Source organism: Bradyrhizobium sp. CCBAU 45384 (assembly GCF_028128665.1).
Taxonomy (GTDB): Bacteria; Pseudomonadota; Alphaproteobacteria; order Rhizobiales; family Xanthobacteraceae; genus Bradyrhizobium; species Bradyrhizobium manausense.
This window is the reverse complement of the sequence record NZ_LBIZ01000095.1, coordinates 74,840-97,240: the sequence shown is the minus strand read 5'-3', so window position 1 is coordinate 97,240 and position 22,401 is coordinate 74,840. Positions and strand designations below refer to the sequence as shown.

Below are 22,401 nucleotides of genomic sequence, written 5' to 3'. Positions count from 1 at the left end.
TTGCAGTACAAAGTGACCGGACAAGCCGGTCCGTGGGCGTGGGTGGAGCGGAGCTTTGGCATTGCCGATGCGCGATCTCGACAGGGCGCTGGCCGACATCGTGGCGATCCGCAGCCAGATTGCGGTCGGCACGGCGTTCCGCGGTTACGGCCCGGCAACGATGGCCGCGACCGGCGCGGTCGCGCTTGTCACCGCCATCCTGCAATTCTGGCTGCTCGGCGACCCCACCGGCGAGCCGCTCGGCTTCTTTCTCGGTTGGTTCGTCGCGGCGACCCTGTCGGGCCTGATCATCTGGATCGAGATGCGTGCGCGTTCGCGTCGCCATCATTCCGGCCTCGCCGACGCGATGATTCATCAGGCGATCGAGCAGTTCCTGCCCGCGGGCGTCGCCGGCGTCCTGCTTGCAGTGGTGATGTGGAGGTTCGCTTCCGAGGCGCTGTGGCTGCTGCCGGGACTGTGGCAGATTCTGGTGTCGCTCGGCATTTTCGCGTCCGTCCGCTCGCTGCCGCGCAGCGTGGCGTTCGCCGGGGCCTGGTACTTCATCTCCGGCTTCGCCGTGGTGGTGCTGGCGAGCCGGACCCACATGCTGTCGCCATGGACGATGGGGCTGCCTTTCGTGATCGGCCAGTCGGTGATGGCGGCCATTCTGTATTTCGCGTCCGGAGACAATGATGTCGAAGACTGACAGCGCACCTTTTTCCTATGAAGGGCTCGACCGTGTAATCCACGAGAAGGCAAGGCTCGGACTGCTGACGTCGCTGATGGCGCATCCGAAGGGACTTGCTTTCGCTGATCTCAAGCAGCTCTGCGGCCTCACCGACGGCAATCTCAGCCGGCACCTTGCCGTCCTCCAAGAGGCCGGCCTTGTCGAGGTGACCAAAGGTTACGAAGGCAATCGCCCGCACACGACCTGCCGCCTGACCAGGAGCGGCCGCCGGCGCTTCCTCGACTATCTCGCCGTGCTCGAACGTCTCGTGCGCGACGCCGCCAAGGCCGCCGGCCGCGAGGCGCCGCCGCTTGGCCGTCTCGGGATCCTTCCGATCTGATCGCCCCCCTTTTTGACCGGAGACTTTGCGATGCAAAGTGACGTCACGTCCCACAACGAAAAGCTCCATGTCGGCATCATCATGGACGGCAACGGGCGATGGGCGACCGGGCGCGGCCTGTCGCGTGTCCGCGGTCACGAGGCCGGCGTCGAGACCATCCGCCGCATCGTCGAGGCCGCGCCCAAGCAGGGCATCGGCACGCTGACGCTCTATGCGTTCTCGACCGACAATTGGCGCAGGCCCAAGGCCGAGGTTGCCGCGTTGATGACCTTGCTGCGCTTCTATCTCGCCAATGAAGTGCAGAGCCTGGTCAAAAATGGCGTGCGGCTCAACGTCATCGGCCGTCGCGATCGCCTGCCGGACGGGATCGCAGCCGCCATCGCGCGCGCGGAGGAGGCCACCGCAAACGGCAGCACGCTTCACTTGCGCATTGCCGTCGACTATTCCGCACGCGACGCCATCCTCAATGCTGCGGCCAAGGCGGCCGCGCTGACCAGCCTGACCCGCGAAGCCTTCTCGCAACTCGTCACCGGCGAGGCCGGCTTGCGCGACGTCGATCTCATCATCCGCACCTCAGGCGAAAAGCGGTTGTCCGACTTCCTGCTCTGGGAGGGCGCCTATGCCGAGCTGCATTTCACCGAGCGGATGTGGCCCGAATTCGACGCAGGCGATCTCGCCGCGGCGCTGGCTTCCTTCCACGGCCGCGAACGCCGATTCGGCGGTCTCCAGGCCATCATGCCGGAGGAGGTGCCCTCACTCTCGCGGGCGTGACAGGGCTACGGAGCTGCCTGTTTTTTTCAGCCGCACGAACAGGTGGTTGATTTGCGGGGTGCCACGGATCGTGCTCTACTATTTCTCCTGACGGGAGCTTTCGGCGATGCGCGCGGTTCTGGACTATTGCACCGGCGGAACGGAGCGGCAGGTTGCGGCCGGCACGCACCTTTTGACGGAAGGCGGCGCCTCCGGACATCTCTACGTGCTGATACAGGGCAAGCTCGAGGTGCTCAAGGGCGAGATGGTGGTCGCCTCCATTGCCGAGCCCGGTGCGGTGCTCGGCGAGATGTCGGTGTTGCTGGGAGTGCCGCATACGGCGACGGTGCGGGCCTGTGCCGACACGGTGGTTTACGAGTTCGAGGATGCCGCCTCGCTGCTCAAGCAGGAGCCGGAAATCGCGCTGCTGCTCGCGCGCATGCTGGCGCAGCGGCTCAATGTCGCCAACACCTATCTCGCCGATCTCAAGCGGCAATATGCCGGCCACGGCACGCATCTCGCGATGGTCGGTGAGGTGCTCCAGAGCATGATCAACCTGCCGCCGCTCGAGGTCTCGCCAGGCTCGGATCGGCAATCCGATCCAAGGACGTGAGCCAGTCCGGCGGTTCGTCGATATAAGACGCGGGCCGCTTCAGTGGTGCGCCGAGATCGATCCACTGCGCTTCGCCCGCTGCCAGCCAGAACGCCTTGTTCGCATCGAGATCCAGCACGATGTGCGTCGGCGGGCGTCCCGGCTGCAGGCCGGCGTTGAACACCCAGGTCTGGCCAAGCCGGTCGTACCACGAGCCGTCCTTGATGAACGGCGATTGATGCACATGGCCGGAGATGACCATCGACGGCTGATACTGCATGATCCACTGCACCAGCTCGACATCGCCGAAGAAGCGCTTGCCGCCCCAGCTCGTCGGCGAATTAGCCGGCGGCGCATGATGCGCCCAGATCCATCGCTGCGGATGGTCGAGCGAGGCATCACGCAGCTGATTGGCGATGCGCTGCTTGACCAGCGGTCCGTCCCACCATGGGCACACCGTGAACAGAGTGTTGCCGATGATCAGATTGTCCCCGTCGCAGGCGATGCCTGTTGCCCGCACCTCCGAGATCCAGCGCGAGATCTTCTCGCCTTCCGCATTGCGCTCGTCGAGGTCGTGATTGCCGGAGCAGAGAATGACCTTGGTCTGCGCCGCGATCAGCGCGAGGTACTTTTTCACCACCACGATCTGTGCGCGGAAATCCACCATCGAGCCGATGTCCAGCGCATCGCCGGCGAAGATCACCAGGTCGAATTGCGGCGCGGCGCTGACCAGCCAGTCGAGCTGCGGCAGCGAGTAGTGCAGATCGGCCACGACCAGGCAGCGCATAGAGAATCCGTCCGCGAGAGAATGAAAATATCTGGGAATTCCAAAATCTTATAAAGCAAGAAGCAGACCAGCATCGCTGCCGCCAATCCGGCAAAGCGCAGCATGCTGCGGCGGCCGGCGGCGCACAAGTGCCGATCGTGTCGCAGGGCTGGACCGTATCACCGAATTCTGCTGACGTGGCGGTTTCAATGCCGGTGATCGCATGACGTCCTTCAAGACCATTCGTGCCCGCGCCGAGAAGCGCAAGGGGGGACCCAAGGCGCTCGACAAGCTGATGCCTGACAAGCCGGACTTGAAGCGTCTGGCAAAGCTCGGCGACGACCGCATCCTCGCGGAGATGACGAAGCGTGTTTTGCGCCGGGTTTGCCTGGAGCGTGATCGAGGCGAAGTGGGACGGTTTCGAAGACGCCTTCCTGCGCTTCAAGCCAGCCAAGCTCAGCTTCCAGCCGGAAGACTATTGGGACGGCCTGCTGCGCGAAGCGCGGATCGTGCGCAATGGCGCCAAGATCATGTCGGTACGCGACAACGCCGTGTTCGTGCAGGAGATCGCGAGGGAGCACGGCAGCTTCGGCAAGTTTCTGGCGAAATGGCCGCCGTCCAACGAGATCGGCCTGCTCGATCTCCTGGCCAAGCGCGGCTCCAGGCTCGGCGGCAATACCGGCCAGATGCTGCTGCGCTTCGTCGGCTGGGACGGCTTTGTCACCTCAAAGGACGTCGTTGCCTGCCTGCGCGGTGCCGGTCTCGACATCGCCGAAGAGGTCAAGTCCAAGGGCGATCTTGCCAAGGTGCAGGCGCAGTTCAATGCCTGGGCCGAGGAGACGGGGCTGCCCTACACCTATCTGTCGCGCATCTGCGCGCTCTCGGTCGGTGAAAACAGGAGCGAGCATTAGCCCGCGACAAACAGCAGGCCGCAGCTTCGGTGACCGGATCGTGGACATGGTGTGGCAATCTCGCGCCGTCGGCGCGGCAGATGCCGCGCGCGATCACGAAATGCATTTCGCAGGAACATTTGTGCGCAGCACCCGTTCGGGACTTTGAACCAGGCAACACGGCGCAGGGAACACGCTCGCTCCGGCCAAACCTGGCTCAAGCCACGAAACTCGAACGACAGAACGGAGCAGCTCATGAAGCTCACATCCGAACAGGTGAAGCAGACCATCAACCAGCTCGGCGCCCAGGTGCTGCCCGACGAGCATCCCGCCATGCCCCAGCTCAACAGCATGTTCGGCGAGCACACCTTCTTCGTCGACGAGACGGGCTTGAAGGTCCTCGAGCCGACGCCCTCGCTCAGTGCGGAACGACAGACGGGTGAAGTCGTCAGCCTCGCCGACTGGAGCGATGCGGATCTGACGCGCCTGATGGCACACGAGCCCGAGCCGACCGGCGTGATCGTGGTGTTCGAGCACGTGAGGCACTGACGGGAGCGCACAAGCGACCACCCTTCCGCGGTGCCGAAGGGTGGTTGGATCGGGCGTATGATCCGTCGCGCAAATCAGATCCGGTCGCCGTCATCACGACGTCGGACAGGACGTCGTCGGGACGGGCGGCGTCGACCCGCTCGTGATGGTCGGGACAAAGTTGGTCTGGCGCGGGTACAGATAGTAGCTGTCGCGGAGCGTGACGGTGCCGCTGATGGTGTAGCCGAGATTCGGGGTATAGGCATAGGTTGCCTCACCGAGGATGAGCCCGCTGGTGGTCGGCACCCCCGTCAGGGAGGTCGGCAGGGTGACGGTGGAGCCGGCCGTCCTTGCGGCGCCGTTGAGCGACTGGCTCCAGATCACCTTGGCCGTAACGTTGTCGCCGGTCGGCTGCACCTCCGAGACGGTCACGACCGCTTTGGTGACGTCATACGGGGAGAGGACTTTCGATGATGCGTTGAGAATGCCGGTGACATCGCTCGTGGTCACACACTTGTTCTGCGACAGAATGTCGGCAATGGTATGTACCGTGGCCGTGACCTTGACGTTGATCGAAAGGGCGTTGCCGAGTTCGACGCCGCCCATGCACAGCAGCAGCATGAACGGCAGCACGATGGCAAACTCGATGGCCGCCACGGCATCTTCGCTGGCTCGGAACCGCCTCAGGCGCACGGGCAAGCGGGTCATTGATAGGGCTCATTCTGGAAAGCAGCGGACGCCGTGATCTGGCGATTGCCGTTCGGCAGGTTTGCCAGGGTAAAGCCGAGCGGTCCCCCGAAAACCGGCCATTGGTAGATCACCTCCAGGACGACCTTGTCGGACGGGCCGCCCGGATTGTAGGGCCAGTTGTTGGAGACAGTGCCGTCGGCATTGAACGTCAATGTCGGTGCAGCCGCGCTCAACGCCGACCAGCTGCTCGCCGACTGGACGCTGATCATCAGATTGTTGCAGCTGAAGATGATGCGGACCTGCGAGCAGACCAGGGTTGAAAACTGGGTCTGCGTCATCCCGGCCCCCTGCACCTGACCCGTCATGATCTGCCGGGCGGACTGCTGCACGACCTGCTGGAGCAATTGCTGGCCGAAGAAAACCAGGAAGATCTGGATGATTCCGACCAGCAACGCGATGAATATCGGCGCGACGAGGGCGAATTCGACCGCGTTTGCGCCGTTCTCGTCGTTGCGGAACGCTGCGAACGTCTGGCGAAGGCGTCGCTGTCCGGCTACCGCTCGCAACTTGGGCATGACACTCGCTCAGTTGGTCAGGTGAGGGGCCGTTTCCACGACCAACAGGAACAGTTGCCGGAGTGCCGCGGTGATGTCGCCGCCCGATTGCACGTCGTAGAACAGGCCGGGCGAGGCGCAGGATTTTGCGTTTTGAGCGATCTGTCCGGTCGACGACGACGGATTGTTGAACGGCGCGATATAGGAATTGTACCAGCCGTTGCTTGTGAGCGGCAGGTACTCGGTATAGAGCACCGCGATACGAATTCCCCGGTTCTTGATCGTCGTGCAGATCGAGGTGTTGATCGGTTGCTGACACCGATATTTGGAGCCGGTGGCAATCGGCGTTCCGCTGCAGGACGAGCTCATCGATACGATCTTGTCGTCGACCCCGTCGGTGACGAGGAACACCACTTCCTGAGGCGTATCCCCGGTTTGATTGCTGCCTCCGCCGGGAGCGGGCATGAGAGCGTTGACGCTCGTCAGCGCATTCTCGATGTCCGTGCCATAGTCGGTGCCGATGGGACATCCCGAGGCCACGCAGTTCTGGTGATCGACGGTGACAAGCGAAATATTATTGGCAGCCTGGCTCGCGGCCGTCGACAGGTCGGCGGACGGCAGTCCCGACGGCGCATAGATCGTGTTGAAGCCGTAGTCGAACGTGTAGATCGCGGCCTTGTAAGTGTTGTTCTGCTGCGCTTCGGTCTGTTGCGCCGTGCTCATCAGGCTCGCAGTTGCCTGGGCCACCAGGTCGATACGCAGCGTGATGTTGTTGTTGCGTGCAATGGTGAGGTTGTCCTTGGTCGAGGTGCTCGCGCCCGAGTCCTTCTCGGGATGCGATTCGTGACAGGCGAAGGCGCAGTTCCTCGAGCCGGAAGGCTGGCTCGCGGTCGCATTGATCATGTTGGTAATATCGGTCGACGTAGCCGCGATGCCCATCGACGGCGAATCGTCCAGCAGCAGATAGAAGTTGATGTTGGGCGCGCCCGAAGCGCTGGCCGTCGCGGAGCCCTTGATCGGCCACACGGAGGTGCCGAGCAGGCTCGGGAAGGCGTTGCTGGAGTTTGCGGTGTAAGTGACGGTCGCGGTGCGCACCAGGCCGACATTGCCGACATTGACCGTCAGCACGGGATTCCCCGATAGGCCGCCGGCGATCGCGTTTGCCGTCGCGTTGAAGATATTCGTGGCGGTGGTCTGGGCGACGGTCGTGCTCTGGGCCATCATCGACGGGGTCACGGCCGCGATCGCGGCGGCATCGGCTGCGGCGTCCAGCTGCGATTGCCGGCGCTGGGCCTGCGTGTAGTCGAGCGTCATGCCCAGCAGATAGACGGTCGGGAACAGCAGGATCGCGAATATGACGGCAACGTTGGCCTTGCGATCTCTGACAAAGCGACAAAGCGAGGCGCGCAGCATGACCCTTCATCCTAATCGCCGTTAACCACGGCACAGGCAATTCCCGTCAGTTCAGGTATTGCGTGCCGGAACAAGGCGGATCGAAAGGCCTCGCCTGTCTCCCGGCAGGGGAACTCTGAAGGCTGGCTGTTTAAGTAACACTTACTGGCACCGCGCGAATATGGAATGCCTGATGCCGCCAATGTCGGATTGAAGCGACGCAATTAACCGGCCGTAAAGACGTCACGCCAAAAGGGCGGTATTGAGAGCTGCGGCCTTGTCGGCCACTGGCGCACCCGACGCTATCAGGGCAATTTGAGCAGGCAAGGTGAAATCGCAACGGCCCGATTTGCACGATCACGCCGGCGTGGACGAGCCCAAACGCTCCGCGAGATCAGGCGGCGGAAGCCCCCGCTGCATCATGAGCAGATCGAGCGAGGGCGGCTCCTGCCTGGTCAAGATCGACAAGCATGCATGAGCCTGGCCGCGGTGGTGCGTCTGATGATTGAAAAGATGCAGCAGGATGTCCGATAGCGGCTGTTCCTGCGGCTTGCCCGACGTCGTCTGATAAGCGTGCGGCCGCGCCAGAGCCTCCTCGTCGTAACCGCTGACCACCGCGATGAGGCGCGCGTCCTCGGCAAGGCGCGCCAGCGTCAACTCCCGGCGATCCCTGTAGAGGATCTCGTCGAGTCGCTTTGGCTGCTGGCCCACACCGGTGAGCCGGGTCAGCCAAAGCCTGTCCGTCAAGAGAAGGTGGTTCAGCGTCCCATGCAGGCTGCGGAAGAACACGCCCGTGTCGGCGCGATAAAGCTCCTCCGGCAGCGCAAGCGCCGCTTCGTAGAGTCGGGCATTGGCCCAGGAATTATAGGCAGCAAGCTGTTGGAACAGATTCGGCATTGGGCGGTCCTCCCGTCTTGTCGGTAGCAGTTTCCCGTGGGATCGAAGCGTGAGATAATCTCACCTGTCATCACCAGTCGGTTCGCCCGGTCATGCTTCCGTCGCTCAGAGGTTTGCAGGCGCTTTCCCTGCTGTCGCAGACCGGCAGCCTCACGGCAGCGGCTGATATTCTCGGCGTCAGCCGCTCGGCGCTGTCCCACCGGGTCGCAGATCTCGAGCGCCAGCTCGGCGTTATCCTCATGCAGAAGCAAGGGCGCAGTGTCGTGCTGACCGATGATGGCGAGGCACTTATCGCGGTGATGGGCGACGCCCTCGACCGCATCGAGGCCGCTGTCGAACCGATCCGCCGGCGACGCTCCCAATTGCGCATCAGCACGGTCGCGACCCTGGCGTCGCACTGGCTGCTGCCGCGGTTGCCGGAATTCCGAGCCCTGCATCCAGACATCGAGGTTGCACTCACGACGACGCGTCGGGCTATTGACCTCGAGGCCGAGGATTTCGACTGCGCTATCAGGCATGGATTGGGAAACTGGCCCGGGCTGACCGCGACCTTGCTGTTTCGCGAGACCCTCGCGCCCGTGGCCGCGCCGGGCGCCGATCAGAACCTTGAAGGAAGCTCCATCATCCGTGCCCGTTCCCGCTTTCGGGACTGGTCGCGTTGGTGGACGGCATCCCGGCGCGCTGGAAGGCCTGATGACGGCGGCATGGTTGTCGAGTCACGCGCGCAAGCGCTCGAGGCGGCGCTTGCCGGCGGGGGCATCGCGATGATCGACATGGCCTATGTCGACGAGCACCTTTCGAGCCGGCGCCTACAGCTCCTCGCGCCACCGATCACGCTTGATGAGGGCTACTATCTCCTTGTTCGATCCGTTCGCCGAAACGATCGGCTGCTCGGCGCATTCGAGCAATGGATTGTTGCCGTCTCAGCGCGATCGAGGGCGGAAGCCGGCGCCGCGACATCGCAATGAAACGCGTGAGCCTTCAACTGAAATTGTCCAGGGTCATTCGATCGAGACGCAGCCGGTGTCGATGATCGGTCAGCAGGTGTGCACCACCCAGGACGGCAGCAAGCGTTCCGAGCCCGGTGCCGCCGGCGATCAGGAACATGATCAACAGTTGATATTTGACCGCATCGACCGGGTCGACACCCGCAAGAATCTGGCCAGTCATCATTCCCGGCAATGAAACCAGGCCGATCGCCGCCATGCTGTTCATGATCGGCATGAAGCCGCTTCTTAACGCGTCCCGTATGACCGGCAGCAGCGCCTGATACCGGGTGCCACCGAGTGCGAGACACGCTTCCACGGCGGCGCGTTCGCGCACCAGGCTATTCGTCAGCACGTCCAGGCCGAGGCTTATCCCGGTCATGGTGTTGCCGAGGATCATGCCCAGCAAGGGCAACGCATAGCGCGGGTGATACCATGGATCGGGGCGTAGCTCCGTCAGGAGCGCGAATATCGTGACCGTACCGGCGGCGAGCAGCATGCATCCCCCGCCGAGGCCATAGCTCCAGATGCGCGGCAGCCGCCGCTTCTGCCGCGCGACGATCTCCCGAGAGGCGAACAGGACCATGACGCAGGCGGCGACGGCGGTCCAGAGCGGCGACACTGCGGCGAACAGGAAGGTCAGCAAATATCCGACAAGGACGAGCTGAACCACCATGCGCACCGTCGCGATGGCAAGTTGTCTTTCAAGCTTGAGGCGGAGAACAATCGAGAGAACGCCATCCATGACGACAAGCAGAGCGGGGAGGGCGAGATCTCCATACGAAAGCTGAATGTAGGTCATGGCCGGCTTTCCTCGATGTGGCCGCCGGGCCTCATGGCAAATATCCTTGAGCTCACACGGCGGGCCTGGGCATCGTCGTGGGTGCTCCAAACGACGCTCGTTCCATCCGCGATGCGTGCGGCGATCAAGGATTCCACGGCCGCGGTGGATGCCGTGTCGAGCGCCGAGGTCGGCTCGTCCAGCAGAAGCACCCGCGAGCGCAGCATCAGCGCACGCACAAGCCCCAATCGCTGACGCTCGCCGGTCGAAAGTCTTTGCACCGGCCACGGTCCGCAGTCCTCCGGCAGTCCCAGGCATTTGACCAGCGACAGGGCATCATTCCAGGCCGTGAAGTGTTCCTGCACGGTCTCGGACCACCAACCAGGCTCGGTGGCCAGGTAGGTCACCCGTTTTCGCCACGCCGGGGCAGGCATCTGTTCTCTGAGCGCGCCATCGAGCCTGACCGTTCCTTCGTTGGGATCGAGGTCCGCGATGGCGCGAAGCAACACGGTCTTCCCGACGCCGGAGGGCCCCTGCAGGGCGACGCATTCGCCGTCCTGCAGGTCGAATGACACGGAGATGTGCAGGCGCTTGAGCCCACTGACTGTCAGCATGCGTCAAAGCTTGCGCTGTAGCCGGTCGGCAACCCATCTGGCGATGTGCACCGGCGCCTCGTTCGGGTAGGGGTGCACCGAGCTGACATTGATCTCGCCGAGCACGTAGCCGTCGCTCCCATCGGCCTCGACCGGGCCGAGCATGAAGTCGGCGTCCCAGATCGCGGGCAGGTCATCTCTCGCGATATCCATCAACGACGTCAACTGTGGCGTCCATTCGTCTTCCATCAACCGGCGCAGCCGCTGGAAGCGCGGGTCTGCGTTGGATGTATAGAGCCGCGGTCCGGCCCCGGAACGCGCGGCCGGCGTATCGACCAGGGCTTTGACCTTGTGGTGGCCGAAGCCGGCGCAGCGATCGCCTGCCATGTAGCAACGCACCACGCCCTCGCTCAGGCGAGGCTGGAAGGGTTGGTCGATCACGCTGCCGTTCTCGAAATACTCCGCGCAGCGACGGACAAAATCATCCAGCGTCAGCTCCTCGGGGACATCCTTGGTCGCGTCCAGCACTCTTATCATGGAGGAGGTCGGGAGCTTCTCGACCTTCCAGACGCCTTGGCCGCCATTGCCCCGGTTGCGCTTGATCACGCGGGGGCCGCTCGCGAGCCTGCCCGGCAGCGCGGCGCGCATTGCCGCGGCGCTCTGATACAGCGCCGTGTCGCTTCCCCATCCCATCGAGCGGGTCCGATAGAGTACCTCTTTGGTGCCCATCTTGAGGATGACATCGGGGTGCGCGCTCACCCACACGCCTTTGGCGGCGACGTCGCGCAGCAACGCGTCGAGACCGGCACGGTCTCGACCGTCCTGGATCGGGTTGACCCAGACGAGCACGCCGTCGACCGCGAGCAATTGTTCGCGGACTTGCTCGGCGAAGCTCTCGTCGTAGATCGCGGGGCGCCCTTCGATGCCAACAGCGGCGAGCGCTTCGAAGACGTCGGCGAAGCGGCTGTTCTGAGCGGTCGTATCCCGGCGGGCCGTGGCGTCGCCCCGCGAAAGAATGGTCACGGAATGCAGGGGAGGTGATTGACGTTCGATCATGCGCAAGCTCCACGAATTGCGTGCTGCGCAGAGCTTGGACCGAAGTCTCACGGGGAGTCTGCTTGTCCCCTCCGGAACATTCTACGTGAGAATATCAGGCCGTTTCAAGGTGGCTGATGGCGCCCCCGCGCCGCCGGAATGGCGCGCCATCGCCGGTGAAGATGGGACTATTCCTTCGCCATTCCCCTCTGATGCCCCAGCCTCAGCGTGCCCACCTCTTGATATATACAGTTTCACTGTATAGTGTCGAGCGCACGATGAACCCCTTACAGGTAGAACATGCCCGAGAACCAGGACGTCGTCCGTCGCTTCAATATCGAGGTCATCCAGAACGGCAGACGCGATGCGTTCGAGGATCTGATGGCGCCCGATTTTGTCAACCGGACCGCGCCCGCCGGCGCTCCCCATGATGCGGAAAGCATGTGGGCTACGTTCCAGTCCGTGCTCCGCCCCGCGCTATCGGACCTGACCGTGACCATCCACGACCAGATCGCGCAAGGTGACAAGGTGACGACCCGCAAAACGATCAGTGGCGTCCACACCGGGCCGCTCATGGGCATCGCGCCGACAGGCCGGGTCGTTTCGATCGACGTGATCGACATCGTGCGTGTCCGCGACCAGCGTTATGTCGAGCATTGGGGTATCAACAGCCTACCCGCCGTTCTGGCGGGGCTGAGAACGTGAAGCGTCGACAGACGAAGACCCCATCCGATCACGAGGCGCTTCTCACCCTTGCGGAACGCGTGCGGCAGTCCGTCAGCGATTTCGTCCGCACCACGCGCTCACTGGCCGAAACTCCAAGGACCGCTCGCTCGGAGACACTGGGGCTTCTCGATCGGGAAGGAGCGATGAGCACGGCGGCGCTCGCTGAACGACGCAACGTCAAGCATCAGAGCATGCGGCTGGTCGTCGTCCAGCTCCAGGAGGACGGGTTGGTCGAGAAGACCTCGGACGGCAGCGACCGCCGCACCCAAGTCGTAATGCTCACCGCGCAGGGTCGCGCCACGCTGCGTGCCGACCGCCGAGCGCGCTCCGAATGGATCGCCCAAACTTTACGCGATCATGCGACAGCCGAGGAGCGCCGCACGCTCGAAGCGGCGCTTGCCGTCCTCGACAAGATCGGCGCGCTTGCAGCCGCCTCCAAGCCATGATCTTCAGCTTGCCGTACAGCTCGGACAACATCGCGCGGTCAAGTACGGAGGGCCGGCCCGCCATCAGCCTTGTCGTAAGCCACCTCGGAATTACGGTAACAGTGAACTCAATTCCATTGCACGTCTTCGGAATCGCGATGGCGGCCTGTAACGAAACCCAATGGGTCGGGTACAGGAAACGTCGGCCTTCGGTGGTGACAGCGTATTTCGAGATGGCGCGCCCGACACGATTCGAACGTGTGACCTTTGCCTTCGGAGGGCAACGCTCTATCCAGCTGAGCTACGGGCGCAACAAGGCCTCATTTAGCCTAATGGCGAGGGGCGGGCAACGGTCTCGCCGCGGCAATATCAGCGCTTTAGGCCGATTTGCGTGGAGCGACGGCAGGAACTTGACCGCTAACCGGCTCGTTTTCCCGGCCAAGGCCGGTAAATTCGGCCAGCACCCGATCGGAGCAGACCACGCGGTTGCGGCCGAGCCGCTTGGCGGCATAGAGCGCCTGATCGGCCGCGTTCAGCAGGTTATTGGGGGTGCCATCGGCCTCGCCGGGAACGTGACAGGCGACGCCGACACTGAGGGTCACGCGGTCGCCGGCTCCACGCGCGCCATGGGCGATCTGCAAGGCCATCACGGCGCGGCGGATCTCCTCGGCGATGGTGCAGGCATCGTCGCAGCCCATCTCGGGCAGGATCAGAGCAAATTCCTCGCCGCCATAGCGGCTGGCGAGGTCGAGCGGACGCAAGGCGTAGCGCCTGACCACGCGGGCGACCGCGCGCAGGCACTCGTCGCCGCTCTGGTGGCCGTGCTCGTCATTGAACAGCTTGAAATGATCGACGTCGACGAACAGCAGCGCTAACGGCTGCTGCGTCCGCTGCGCGCGGGCCCATTCGCTCGTCAGCATCTGGTCGAATGCGCGGCGGTTCGACAGGCCAGTCAGCCCGTCCTTGGTGGCAAGCTCCTTCAGCGCCGTTTCGGCACGCTTCTGGTCGGTGAGGTCGCGCAGTGTCTCCACCACGGCAATCAGATTGCCGGCCTCGTCGTGGATGGGGCCGGCGTCGATCGCAAGATAGAGCTGGTTGCCGAGCTTCGGCATCACACACCAGTTTTCCGCGGAGAAGCCGAGCCCGTTATGGCCGCGCGCGGCATATTCCGAATAGAGCTCCGGCAGCTGCTCGGGCTGGTCGAGCGCGACCAGATCGGCAAGGCAGGGGCGCTTGGTCTCGTAGAACGCCTGCCAATGCTTGTTGGTGCCGATCACCTCGGAGGCGGCAACGCCCGTCAGCCGTTCGCAGGCCTTGTTCCAGATCACCACGCACCGCTTCGGATCGATCACGAAGGTCGGCACCACCAGATGCTGCATCAGCCGCACCGCGTAGGAATCGGCGACATCGACAGTCTTCGCGGGCGTCCTGCCGAGCTTTGCCATCTCAGGCCACCGCTGCCACGGGAATGGCACCGCCTGGGCCGAACAGCTCACGCACCTCGGCGGCCGGTCTCGGTCTGCTGAACAAATAGCCCTGCATCTCGGTGCAGCCGAGAGCACGCAGCATCTCGCGCTGGGCCTCGGTCTCGACGCCTTCGGCAACCGTGGTCATGTTGCTGGCGGAGGCGATGTTCACCACCGCCTGCACGATCACGGGCGCGCCGTCGGCGTCAGCGATGTCGGCGACGAAGCAGCGGTCGATCTTGATCTTGTCGAACGGGAACCGCTTCAAATAGCTCAGCGACGAATAACCCGTGCCGAAATCGTCGAGCGCGATGCGCACGCCGATCGAGCGGAGCTGGTGCAGGATCTGGAGCGCCGCCTCGTCGTCGCGGATCAGCACGGCTTCGGTGATCTCGAGCTCGAGCCGCCGCGGATCAAGCCCTGCCGCATCGAGAGCGCCGGCGATCCGGAGCGCCAGCGTGCCACATTTGAGCTGCACGGGAGAGACGTTGACCGCGAGGCGGACATGGGCGGGCCAGGTCGCGGCCTCGTTGCAGGCCGTGCGCAGCACCCAGTCGCCGAGATGGTTGATCAGGCCGGTGTCCTCGGCGATCGGAATGAATTCGGCTGGCGAAACCATGCCGCGTTCGGGATGGCGCCAGCGCAGCAGCGCCTCGCAGCCGGAGACCTCGCCCGAATGCAGATTGACCAGCGGCTGGTAGTGGATCTCGAAGCCGCCATTGACCAGCGCCTGGCGCAGATCCTGCTCCAGCGAGAGGCGCGCCTTGGCGCTCGCGTCCATCTCCGGCACGAAGAAGCGGTAGGTGCGCCGCCCCTCCGCCTTGGCGCCGTACATGGCGAGGTCGGCACTCTTGATGAGCTGATCGAGGTCGGCCCCGTCCTGCGGCGCAAGCGCGATGCCGATGCTGGCGTCGGTGGAGAGCTGGTGGCCGAGGCAGTGATAGGGACGGCGGATCGCTTCCTGGATCTGGCTCACGAAGGCCAGGACGTCGGTGGATGATTCGATTCCGGTCTGGATCACCGCGAACTCGTCGCCGCCGAGCCGCGCGATCAGATCGCCCGGCTTTAGGCAGGCGCGGATGCGGCCGGCGATCGCCATCAAGAGCTCGTCGCCGACATGATGGCCGAGCGAATCGTTGATGCCCTTGAATTCGTCGACATCGATATAGAGCAGCGCAAACCGGGCGCCGCCGGCGACCTTCTCCAACTCGCGCTCGATCTGCTCGCGGAACAGCACGCGGTTGGGCAGGTCGGTCAGCGCATCGTAGTGCGCCATATGCGCGATCTTCTCGGCGGTGTTGCGCTGCTCGGTGACGTCCTCGATGACATTGATGATGTAGCGAGGGTCGCCGGCCTTGTCGCAGATGCCGATGCGCTTTGAAATGGTATGGCGCTGGCCTTCGGTCGGGGTCTTCCAGCTCTGCTCTTTCTGCAGCAGCCGGTCCGGCGATTGCAGCACCGCATCATCGTCGCGCGTGACGATGTCGGCGTCCGCTTCCGGCAGGATATCGGCCGCGGTCTTGCCGACGATGGTCTTGCCGCCTTCCCCAAAAATGTCCTCGGCAATCCGGTTGACCAGAAGGTAGCGCCGCGTGTGAGCGTCCTTCACCGTGATCTGCGAGGGAATGTGGTCGATGATCTCGCGGAGGAACGTGTAGTTGCGGTCGCGCTCCTGCTCCAGATTGCGCCGCTCGGTGATCTCCTCGACCGTGGCGACCCATCCGCCTTGCGCGAGCGGCGTGTTGATGACCTGGAAAGTGCGCCCGTTGGGCAATTGATGCAGCTTGGCGGCGACCTTGCCGTCGGCGACGCCCCGCATGACGTCGGCACAAAACTCTTCGACGTTGCCGCTGAACGCGTTGCGCTCCTTGCGATGATGCATCGCCTCGTGGATATGACAGCCAGGCTTGATGATGTCGTGGGAGAGGCCGAACATGTCGGCGTAGCGGCGATTACAGGTGACGATATAGCCGTCGGCGTCGTACAGGATCAGCCCCTGGGACATGTTGTTGAGGGCGGTGTCCAGCCGCAGCCGTTCCGCCTCCAGCCGCTGCTGCGCCTCGTGGTTCTGCCTGACGATCTGGCGGATGATCAGGAAGAGAATCAGCGCGATCACCGCCGCCGACACCGTCGCGGTGGTGACCATGAAGCCGGTTTGTTGCCGCCAGTCGGCCAGTGCGGCCGACGTGGTGTTGGTCGCCACGATGACCAGCGGGAAATGGGTCAGCGCAACCGCCGAGCCGAGCTTCTCCGTGCCGTCGACCGGGCTCTTGACACGAAGCGTGTGCTGACCGCCGCGGGCCAAAACCGTCTGCATCAGCGGTCCGCCCTTGTAGCTGGTGCCGATCATCGATTCGACGTGCGGGTAGCGCGCCAGCATGACACCTTCGCGGTCGAACAACGTGATGGCGGCGCCTTCGGCGAGCGCGACCGAAGCGAAGTAACGCTGATAGCTGTCGGGATCGATCCGCCGGACCATCGCGCCGACGAAGGTGCCGTCCGGCAGGCTCAGCCGGCGCGCGACGATCGTGGTCCATTTGCCGATGAGAAAGCTGCGCACGGATTCCAGCAGCACCGGCTCCGACATCGGGTTGGTCTTGAAGGTCTGGAAATAAGCGCGCGAGGAGATGTTGATCTTGGGCAGCGGTTCCGCGCGTGACCAGGCGATGATCTCACCGTCGGCGTCGTAGATGGCGATGTCGCCGAGATAGGAGACGGGGCTGATCTTGCCTCTCAGCATCCTGTTCGCTTCGGGGCCGGACATGCGCTCGCGGAACATCTGCGGCGAGGTGATCTCGGGCAGATTCATCTGCCTGATCAAATCGGCTGCGACGACGTCCGAATCTTCAAACTGCTGATCGAAGTGACGTGCAATCAGCTGAGCGGTGTTTTCCAGCTCGCGCTCGCGGTTGGCCAGCGTGCGCTCGCGAAACTCGCCGACCGCCATGGCTGTTGCGCCGAAAATGCCGACGACCAGCAACATGCCCGAGAGGGTCAGCCACAGCACCGGCCCACGACGCATGGCGGCGTCCCAGCCGCCCTTCGCGGCCCGGACCATAGCAGCTGCCATCTGTTGAAAAACCTGGCGCATCCCACCCCCTGCAGGAACAGAAATACTACCGACAGATGGCGCAATGCTTAGGAAAGCCGGTTACTCATGGCTTAAATCGGTTGCGGGACTTCTAGGGATATAAAGCAAAGCGGGAACCGCTTGGCATTGCGTCGCGGTCGCGCAACGCCTGCGAGGGACGCTGCGCCGCATCGTTAATCGAAGCCTAATGCGACCTGCCAGCACTCTTGTCGCCACGGCTGTGACGGAGCCGCCCGACCACGCCGGTCGGGAAGAAATACACGCTGGCAATGAAGAGCAACCCGAGCCAGAGCAACCAGCGGTCGGGATGCAGCAGCCCCGGCAGCAATGGCAGGCCGGCTTCGCTCGCGGCTTTGGAGGCGACGCCCATGAGCGATTGCAGATAATTCTGGGCAAGAATGAAGATGGTGGCGCCGATGATCGCGCCGTAGATCGTGCCCATGCCGCCGATCACCACCATCAGGAGAATGTCCAGCATGATGGAGAAACTGAGCGAGGTGTCCGGCCCGGCATAACGCAGCCACAGCGCGTTCAGGATGCCGGCGCTGGCGGCGACCAGGGCCGCGAGGCAGTTGGCATAGGTCAGATGGAACACGGTGCGGAAGCCGAGCGCCTCGGCGCGAAAGCGGTTCTCGCGGATCGCCTGCAGCACGCGGCCGAACGGGGAGTTCACCACGCGCAGCAGGGCCAGGATCATCAGGGCCGAGATCGCGAACACCAGATAGAAGGTCAGGATGCGGCCGTTGACCTCGAAGCCGAACAGGTTCTTGGAGATCAGCACCGTGCCGGGGCGCAGCAGCTCCGGCAGCTGGAAGCTGCGCCCGTCCTCACCGCCGGTGAGCCATGACAATTGCGAGGCCAGGACCTGGAAAGCGGAGGCGACGGCGAGCGTGATCATCGCAAAGAAGATCGCGGCCACCCGCAACGAGAACAGCCCGATCGCAAGCGCAAGCAGCGCGGCCAGCGGCAGGCCGATGACAATGCCGGTGGCGACCGCGGCCCAGTTCGCGCCCATGCCATACAGCGCGATCGCGATCGCGTAGCTGCCGATGCCGTAGAACATGGTGTGCGCGAACGACACCGTGCCGGTGTAGCCGAGCAGCAGGTCATAGGACGCGACCAGCGCGGCAAAGACGCAGATCTTGGCCGCGACGTTCAGCGCCTTTGCTCCCGGAAACAGAAACGGCGTTGCCGCCAGCGCCAGGATGATGACGACGAGAATGAGCGTGAGCACGCGGCTGCGCGGCGGATCGCCTGAGAGAAGCATCATCGGCTGGTCACCGCATAGAGGCCGCGCGGGCGCCACATCAGAACGGCGACCATCAGCAGGATGTTGGAGACGAGGGCGAGTTTAGGCACCAGGAAGCCGCCGTAATTGGCGACCATGGCCACCAGGATCGCGCCGATGAAGCAGCCGCCGATCGAGCCGAGGCCGCCGATGATGACGACGACGAAAATCAGGACGGTGAGCTCGTCGCTCATGGAGGCATGGACCTGCTCGCGATAGAGCGCCCACATCACGCCGCCGAGGCCCGCCAGCGCCGACCCCGTCATGAACACGCCCAGGAACAGCCGGCGGATGCGATAGCCGAGCGCCTCGACCATCTCGCGATTCTCGACGCCGGCGCGGATCAACAGGCCAAGCTTGGTGCGGTTGAGCACCAGCTGGATGGCGACGAAGACGGCCAGGCCAATCAGCATGGCCAGCACGCGGTATTTCGCGATCGCGACGTCACCAAGGATGAAGGAGCCCCGCAGCGAGGCCGGCAGCGGCATCGGAATGATCTGCGGCCCCCACAGCGCATACAGCGTCTGCTCGGCAACGATCAGCCCGCCTGTTGTCATCAGGATCTGCTTCAGGTGCTGGCCATAGACGGGCAGGATCAGCACGCGTTCGACGACGAGGCCGAGCGCGCCTGATACCGCCATCGACAGCAGCGCCGCCGGCGCCAGCACGGCGAGGTTCAGCCAGAGCGAATCCGCCTGCACCGAGGCCGCAAATGGCGCAAAGACCAGCGTTGCAACATAGGCGCCGACCGCGATGAAGGCGCCGTGGCCGAAATTGAGCACGTCCATCAGCCCGAACACCAGCGTCAGCCCCGAGGCCATGATGAAGATCATCATGCCCATGGCGAGGCTCGCCGCCGTCAGCGTCAGCCAGGTCGAGGGCGAGCCGACCAGCGGGATCATGGCTAGCGCGAGTGCGACCGGCAGCAGGATCGGCGCGAGGTCGCGCTTCGGCTTCGGCAGCGGATCTGATGCAGCGAGTTCAGTCACTGATGCGCCTCCAGGCTCAGGCCGAGCAACCGTTCCTGCAGCGGCACGTCGGCGGCCAGCGCCGCCATCTCGCCGCGATGGACGATGGTGCCGTTGTCCATCACCAGCACGCTGTCGCCGAGCTCGCGCGCTGCAAAGAAATTCTGTTCGACCAGGAGAATGGTCGCGCCCTTGCGCTTGATCTCCTTCAGGCACTCGATCAGCGCCATCACGATCGCCGGTGCCAGACCCTTGGTCGGCTCATCGATCAGCAGCAGCTTGCGCGGCTCGATGATGGCGCGCGCAATCGACAGCATCTGCTTCTGCCCGCCGGAGAGACTTCCGGCGCGCGACAGCCAGAACCGGCGCAGCGCCGGGAAGAAGCCAAAGATCCATTCCAGCTGTCTGTCGTCCATCGCCGCATCGCGCGCCGCGAGAACGAGATTTTCCTTCACCGTGAGATCGGAGAACACGGCCATGCTCTCGGGCACGTAGCCGACGCCCAGCCGCGCAATGTCGGGCGTGGCGAGGCTCTCGATGCGCATCCCGCCGAGCGTAATCTCGCCTGAGGAGGCCTGCCACAGGCCCATGATGGTGCGCAGCGTCGTGGTCTTGCCGGCGCCGTTGCGGCCGAGCAGCATCGTGACCTGCCCCTGCGGGACAGCGAGATCGATGCCCTGGAGAATATGGTAGCGGCCGATATGGGTATGTACGCCGGACAGTTTGAGCAGGTCGGTCATGCGGCGCCCCCTGCAACCTTCCTGGGGGCTACGCCGAGATAGGCTTCCTGCACGATCGGCGAGGCGATCACCTCGGCAGGCACGCCGTCGGCGACGAGCTGGCCGTTATGCAGCACGATGATGCGGTCGGCGAGCGAGCGCACCACGTCCATCTTGTGCTCGACGAGGAGGATGATCTTGCTCTTGTCCTGCTTGAGCTGAGCGATCAGGTTCAGCACGACAGGCACCTCGTCGATGCTCATGCCGGCGGTCGGCTCGTCGAACATGAATACTTTTGGTTCCAGCGCGATCATCAGCGCAACTTCGAGCTTGCGCTGGTCGCCATGCGACAGCGCGGTCGCGGCGACGCTGCGGCGGGTGCCGAGCGCGACCTGGTCGAGGATGGCATCCGCGCGGGCGATCAAATCGCGGCGGATCATCCAGGGCCGCAGCATGTCGTAATGGGTGCCGCTCGCCGCCTGCACCGCGAGGCGGACGTTCTCTTCCACGGTCAGATTCGGAAAGAGGTTTGTGAGCTGAAACGCCCGACCGAGACCTGCGCGGGTGCGCAGCGGCGCGGAATGCTGAGTGATGTCGGCGCCGTCGAACAGGATGCTGCCGCTGGATGCGCGCAGCTGGCCCGAGATCAGATTGAAATAGGTGGTCTTGCCGGCGCCGTTCGGCCCGACAATGGCCGTGAGCTCGCCCGGGCGGAACGTACAGCTGACGTTGTTGACCGCGACATGCCCGCCGAAGCGGATGGTGAGATCACGGGTTTCGAGGGAGAGGGGCATTGGCCTGGCAAATGATGAGAGAGCAATAATTCCACGATCTCGCTGCGCTCCCTCCCCCGCTTGCGGGGGAGGGTCGGGGAGAGGGTATCTCCTCTGGGCGAGAACCCCCAAGAGGTTAGAGCCCTCTCCCGGCCTCTCCCGCGCGCGGGAGAGGTGAAGGAAGAAAACTCACCGCTTGTTCTTGATCGGAACGTCCATGTCCTCGATCTTCAGCTCGCGCACCGGCTCGAGCACGGCCCAGGCGACGTTCGGATCGACCTTGACCTTGAAGTGATACATGCTCTGCAGCGCCTGATGGTCCTCCTTGCGGAACACCATCTTGCCCTTCGGCGTGTCGAACTCCATGCCTTCCATCGCCGCGATCAGCTTCTCGGTGTCGGTCGACTTCGCCTTGGTGACGGCGGCCACGACGGACATGGCGGCGGCAAAGCCGCCCGCGGTGAAGAAATCCGGCGGGGCGTTGAAGCGCTTCTGGTGCTCGGCAACGAGCCAGTCATTCACCGGATTCTTCGGGATGTCGTAGTAATAATAGGTCGCGCCTTCCATGCCGGGCAGGCTCTTGTAGGCGGCGAGCGCGGGCAGGATATTGCCGCCGGTCGAGAGTTCGATGCCGTAGCGCTTCGGATCCATGTCCTGGAGTTTTGCCAGCGGATTGCCGGCGCCGGCCCAGATCACCCAGATCACCTTGCGGCCCGGCTTGTCCTTCAGGGCATCGAACAGGCGCTGGCCGACCGCGGTGAAGTCGGTGGTGCTGGTCGGGGCGTACTCTTCCGCGGCGAGCGTCGCGCCGGTCTTGGCGAGGGCCTCCTTGAAGGCGGCGACGCCGTCGCGGCCGAAGGCGTAGTCCTGCGCCAGCGTGGCCACTGTCACGCCCTGCTTGCCGATGGCGACCGCGTTCGAGATCGCGTCCTGCGATGAATTGCGCGCGGTCCGGAAGATGTAGCGATTCCATTTCTCGCCGGTAATCTGGTCCGCGACCGCCGGCTCGACGATCAGGATCTTCTTGTTCTCTTCCGCAACGGGGAGAATGGCGAGCGCGGCGGCCGAGGAGGTGGTGCCGATGGCGATATCCGCCTTGTCGTCCTGATAGGCCTCCGCGAGCGCAGCCTTGGCAAGGTCCGGCTTGCCCTGGTCGTCCTTGGTGACGATGACGATCTTGCGGCCGTCGAGCGTCATGGTGCCCTTGGTGGCGTATTCAAAACCCATCTGCAGGCCGGTCTCGGTCTGCTTGGCATAGGCTTCAAGCGGGCCGGTCTTGCCGTAGATCAGTGCGACCTTGAGATCGTCGGCGTGCGCGGCAGTCGCCGCAGCGAGGGCGAGAACGGTTGTTGTTATGATGAGTGATCGACGCACGATGGTCCCTCCTGACTTGATTTGTTGGGCAATAGCGATTTGCACAGCCTGACGGACATTGCAATTCGACC

At 63.9% G+C, this 22,401-nt stretch carries 23 protein-coding genes, 1 tRNA gene and 1 pseudogene; 9 read left to right on the top strand and 16 right to left on the bottom strand.

Going from position 1 to position 22,401, the window contains the following annotated elements; translation table 11 throughout:
• Positions 1 to 67 precede the first annotated feature (67 nt).
• From XH80_RS09390 to XH80_RS09375, 4 genes are all read left to right on the top strand, one after another.
• Positions 68 to 685 (top strand): hypothetical protein, encoded by a 618-nt coding sequence (locus XH80_RS09390; RefSeq protein WP_057753989.1) that lies wholly within the window; start codon positions 68 to 70, stop codon positions 683 to 685.
• Positions 672 to 1,046, top strand: a complete 375-nt coding sequence (locus XH80_RS09385; protein WP_057754138.1) for a transcriptional regulator — start codon at positions 672 to 674, stop codon at positions 1,044 to 1,046. Before XH80_RS09390 ends, XH80_RS09385 begins: the two co-directional genes overlap by 14 nt.
• Before the next feature lie 30 nt (positions 1,047 to 1,076).
• Positions 1,077 to 1,817, top strand: a complete 741-nt coding sequence (locus XH80_RS09380; protein ID WP_271598349.1) for a di-trans,poly-cis-decaprenylcistransferase — start codon at positions 1,077 to 1,079, stop codon at positions 1,815 to 1,817.
• A gap of 106 nt (positions 1,818 to 1,923) precedes the next feature.
• Positions 1,924 to 2,409 (top strand): Crp/Fnr family transcriptional regulator, encoded by a 486-nt coding sequence (locus XH80_RS09375; protein WP_271598348.1) that lies wholly within the window; start codon positions 1,924 to 1,926, stop codon positions 2,407 to 2,409.
• On the opposite strand, the gene XH80_RS09370 is transcribed toward XH80_RS09375, so the two are convergent.
• A complete protein-coding gene (locus XH80_RS09370) occupies positions 2,348 to 3,175 on the bottom strand; it encodes a metallophosphoesterase family protein (protein WP_271598347.1) in 828 nt (275 codons plus the stop codon). The genes XH80_RS09375 and XH80_RS09370 overlap by 62 nt on opposite strands.
• Before the next feature lie 202 nt (positions 3,176 to 3,377).
• Between XH80_RS09370 and XH80_RS09365 the strand changes: the two are divergent.
• Positions 3,378 to 4,065 (top strand): annotated as a pseudogene (locus XH80_RS09365) (DNA-3-methyladenine glycosylase I).
• Positions 4,066 to 4,299: 234 nt separating this feature from the next.
• Positions 4,300 to 4,593 (top strand): hypothetical protein, encoded by a 294-nt coding sequence (locus tag XH80_RS09360; protein ID WP_057753974.1) that lies wholly within the window; start codon positions 4,300 to 4,302, stop codon positions 4,591 to 4,593.
• Between the two features lie 93 nt (positions 4,594 to 4,686).
• On the opposite strand, the gene XH80_RS09355 is transcribed toward XH80_RS09360, so the two are convergent.
• The 4 genes from XH80_RS09355 to XH80_RS09340 all read right to left on the bottom strand — a co-directional run bounded on the left by XH80_RS09355 (position 4,687) and on the right by XH80_RS09340 (position 8,105).
• A complete protein-coding gene (locus tag XH80_RS09355; protein WP_271598346.1) occupies positions 4,687 to 5,280 on the bottom strand; it encodes a TadE/TadG family type IV pilus assembly protein in 594 nt (197 codons plus the stop codon).
• Positions 5,277 to 5,837, bottom strand: a complete 561-nt coding sequence (locus XH80_RS09350; RefSeq protein ID WP_271598345.1) for a TadE/TadG family type IV pilus assembly protein — start codon at positions 5,835 to 5,837, stop codon at positions 5,277 to 5,279. Before XH80_RS09350 ends, XH80_RS09355 begins: the two co-directional genes overlap by 4 nt.
• A 9-nt stretch (positions 5,838 to 5,846) precedes the next feature.
• Entirely contained in the window at positions 5,847 to 7,229 is a 1,383-nt protein-coding gene (locus tag XH80_RS09345; RefSeq protein WP_271598344.1) for a TadE/TadG family type IV pilus assembly protein, read from the bottom strand.
• 336 nt (positions 7,230 to 7,565) lie between these two features.
• A complete protein-coding gene (locus XH80_RS09340) occupies positions 7,566 to 8,105 on the bottom strand; it encodes a DinB family protein (RefSeq protein ID WP_271598343.1) in 540 nt (179 codons plus the stop codon).
• A gap of 92 nt (positions 8,106 to 8,197) precedes the next feature.
• On the opposite strand from XH80_RS09340, the gene XH80_RS09335 reads away from it, so the two are divergent.
• Complete coding sequence (locus XH80_RS09335; RefSeq protein ID WP_271598342.1) at positions 8,198 to 9,073, top strand: LysR substrate-binding domain-containing protein; 876 nt, start codon at positions 8,198 to 8,200, stop codon at positions 9,071 to 9,073.
• A 13-nt stretch (positions 9,074 to 9,086) separates the two neighbouring features.
• Here the strand turns inward: XH80_RS09335 and XH80_RS09330 are convergent, their stop codons facing one another.
• From XH80_RS09330 to XH80_RS09320, 3 genes are read right to left on the bottom strand one after another with little or no spacing between them, the layout of a single operon-like run.
• Positions 9,087 to 9,893 carry an ABC transporter permease gene (locus XH80_RS09330; RefSeq protein ID WP_271598341.1) on the bottom strand — a complete coding sequence of 269 codons (807 nt, stop codon included), beginning with the start codon at positions 9,891 to 9,893 and terminating at the stop codon, positions 9,087 to 9,089.
• Positions 9,890 to 10,486, bottom strand: a complete 597-nt coding sequence (locus tag XH80_RS09325; protein WP_271598340.1) for an ABC transporter ATP-binding protein — start codon at positions 10,484 to 10,486, stop codon at positions 9,890 to 9,892. Before XH80_RS09325 ends, XH80_RS09330 begins: the two co-directional genes overlap by 4 nt.
• Positions 10,487 to 10,489: 3 nt before the next feature.
• Positions 10,490 to 11,521 (bottom strand): Cj0069 family protein, encoded by a 1,032-nt coding sequence (locus tag XH80_RS09320; RefSeq protein WP_271598339.1) that lies wholly within the window; start codon positions 11,519 to 11,521, stop codon positions 10,490 to 10,492.
• A 279-nt stretch (positions 11,522 to 11,800) separates the two neighbouring features.
• Between XH80_RS09320 and XH80_RS09315 the strand changes: the two genes are divergently transcribed.
• Positions 11,801 to 12,205, top strand: coding sequence for an ester cyclase (locus tag XH80_RS09315; RefSeq protein WP_271598338.1), 405 nt, complete (start codon positions 11,801 to 11,803; stop codon positions 12,203 to 12,205).
• The gene (locus tag XH80_RS09310; RefSeq protein ID WP_333931755.1) at positions 12,202 to 12,672 is read left to right on the top strand and encodes a MarR family winged helix-turn-helix transcriptional regulator; all 471 of its coding nucleotides are present in this window, start codon (positions 12,202 to 12,204) and stop codon (positions 12,670 to 12,672) included. Before XH80_RS09315 ends, XH80_RS09310 begins: the two co-directional genes overlap by 4 nt.
• 213 nt (positions 12,673 to 12,885) lie before the next feature.
• On the opposite strand, the gene XH80_RS09305 is transcribed toward XH80_RS09310, so the two are convergent.
• From XH80_RS09305 to XH80_RS09270, 8 genes are all read right to left on the bottom strand, one after another.
• Positions 12,886 to 12,962 (bottom strand) — tRNA-Arg (locus XH80_RS09305).
• A gap of 66 nt (positions 12,963 to 13,028) precedes the next feature.
• Complete coding sequence (locus XH80_RS09300) at positions 13,029 to 14,096, bottom strand: sensor domain-containing diguanylate cyclase (protein WP_271598337.1); 1,068 nt, start codon at positions 14,094 to 14,096, stop codon at positions 13,029 to 13,031.
• A gap of 1 nt (position 14,097) precedes the next feature.
• Positions 14,098 to 17,208 carry a bifunctional diguanylate cyclase/phosphodiesterase gene (locus XH80_RS09295; protein WP_271598336.1) on the bottom strand — a complete coding sequence of 1,037 codons (3,111 nt, stop codon included), beginning with the start codon at positions 17,206 to 17,208 and terminating at the stop codon, positions 14,098 to 14,100.
• 184 nt (positions 17,209 to 17,392) lie between these two features.
• Positions 17,393 to 18,478: a branched-chain amino acid ABC transporter permease gene (locus XH80_RS09290; RefSeq protein WP_271598335.1), complete on the bottom strand. Its 1,086-nt coding sequence runs from the start codon at positions 18,476 to 18,478 to the stop codon at positions 17,393 to 17,395.
• The gene (locus XH80_RS09285; RefSeq protein ID WP_057753931.1) at positions 18,475 to 19,485 is read right to left on the bottom strand and encodes a branched-chain amino acid ABC transporter permease; all 1,011 of its coding nucleotides are present in this window, start codon (positions 19,483 to 19,485) and stop codon (positions 18,475 to 18,477) included. The genes XH80_RS09290 and XH80_RS09285 overlap by 4 nt, the downstream gene beginning before the upstream one ends.
• Positions 19,482 to 20,204: an ABC transporter ATP-binding protein gene (locus XH80_RS09280; RefSeq protein WP_271598334.1), complete on the bottom strand. Its 723-nt coding sequence runs from the start codon at positions 20,202 to 20,204 to the stop codon at positions 19,482 to 19,484. Before XH80_RS09280 ends, XH80_RS09285 begins: the two co-directional genes overlap by 4 nt.
• A complete protein-coding gene (locus XH80_RS09275) occupies positions 20,201 to 20,977 on the bottom strand; it encodes an ABC transporter ATP-binding protein (RefSeq protein ID WP_271598333.1) in 777 nt (258 codons plus the stop codon). The genes XH80_RS09280 and XH80_RS09275 overlap by 4 nt, the downstream gene beginning before the upstream one ends.
• A gap of 168 nt (positions 20,978 to 21,145) precedes the next feature.
• Entirely contained in the window at positions 21,146 to 22,330 is a 1,185-nt protein-coding gene (locus XH80_RS09270; protein WP_271598332.1) for a substrate-binding domain-containing protein, read from the bottom strand.
• Between the last annotated feature and the right edge of the window lie 71 nt (positions 22,331 to 22,401).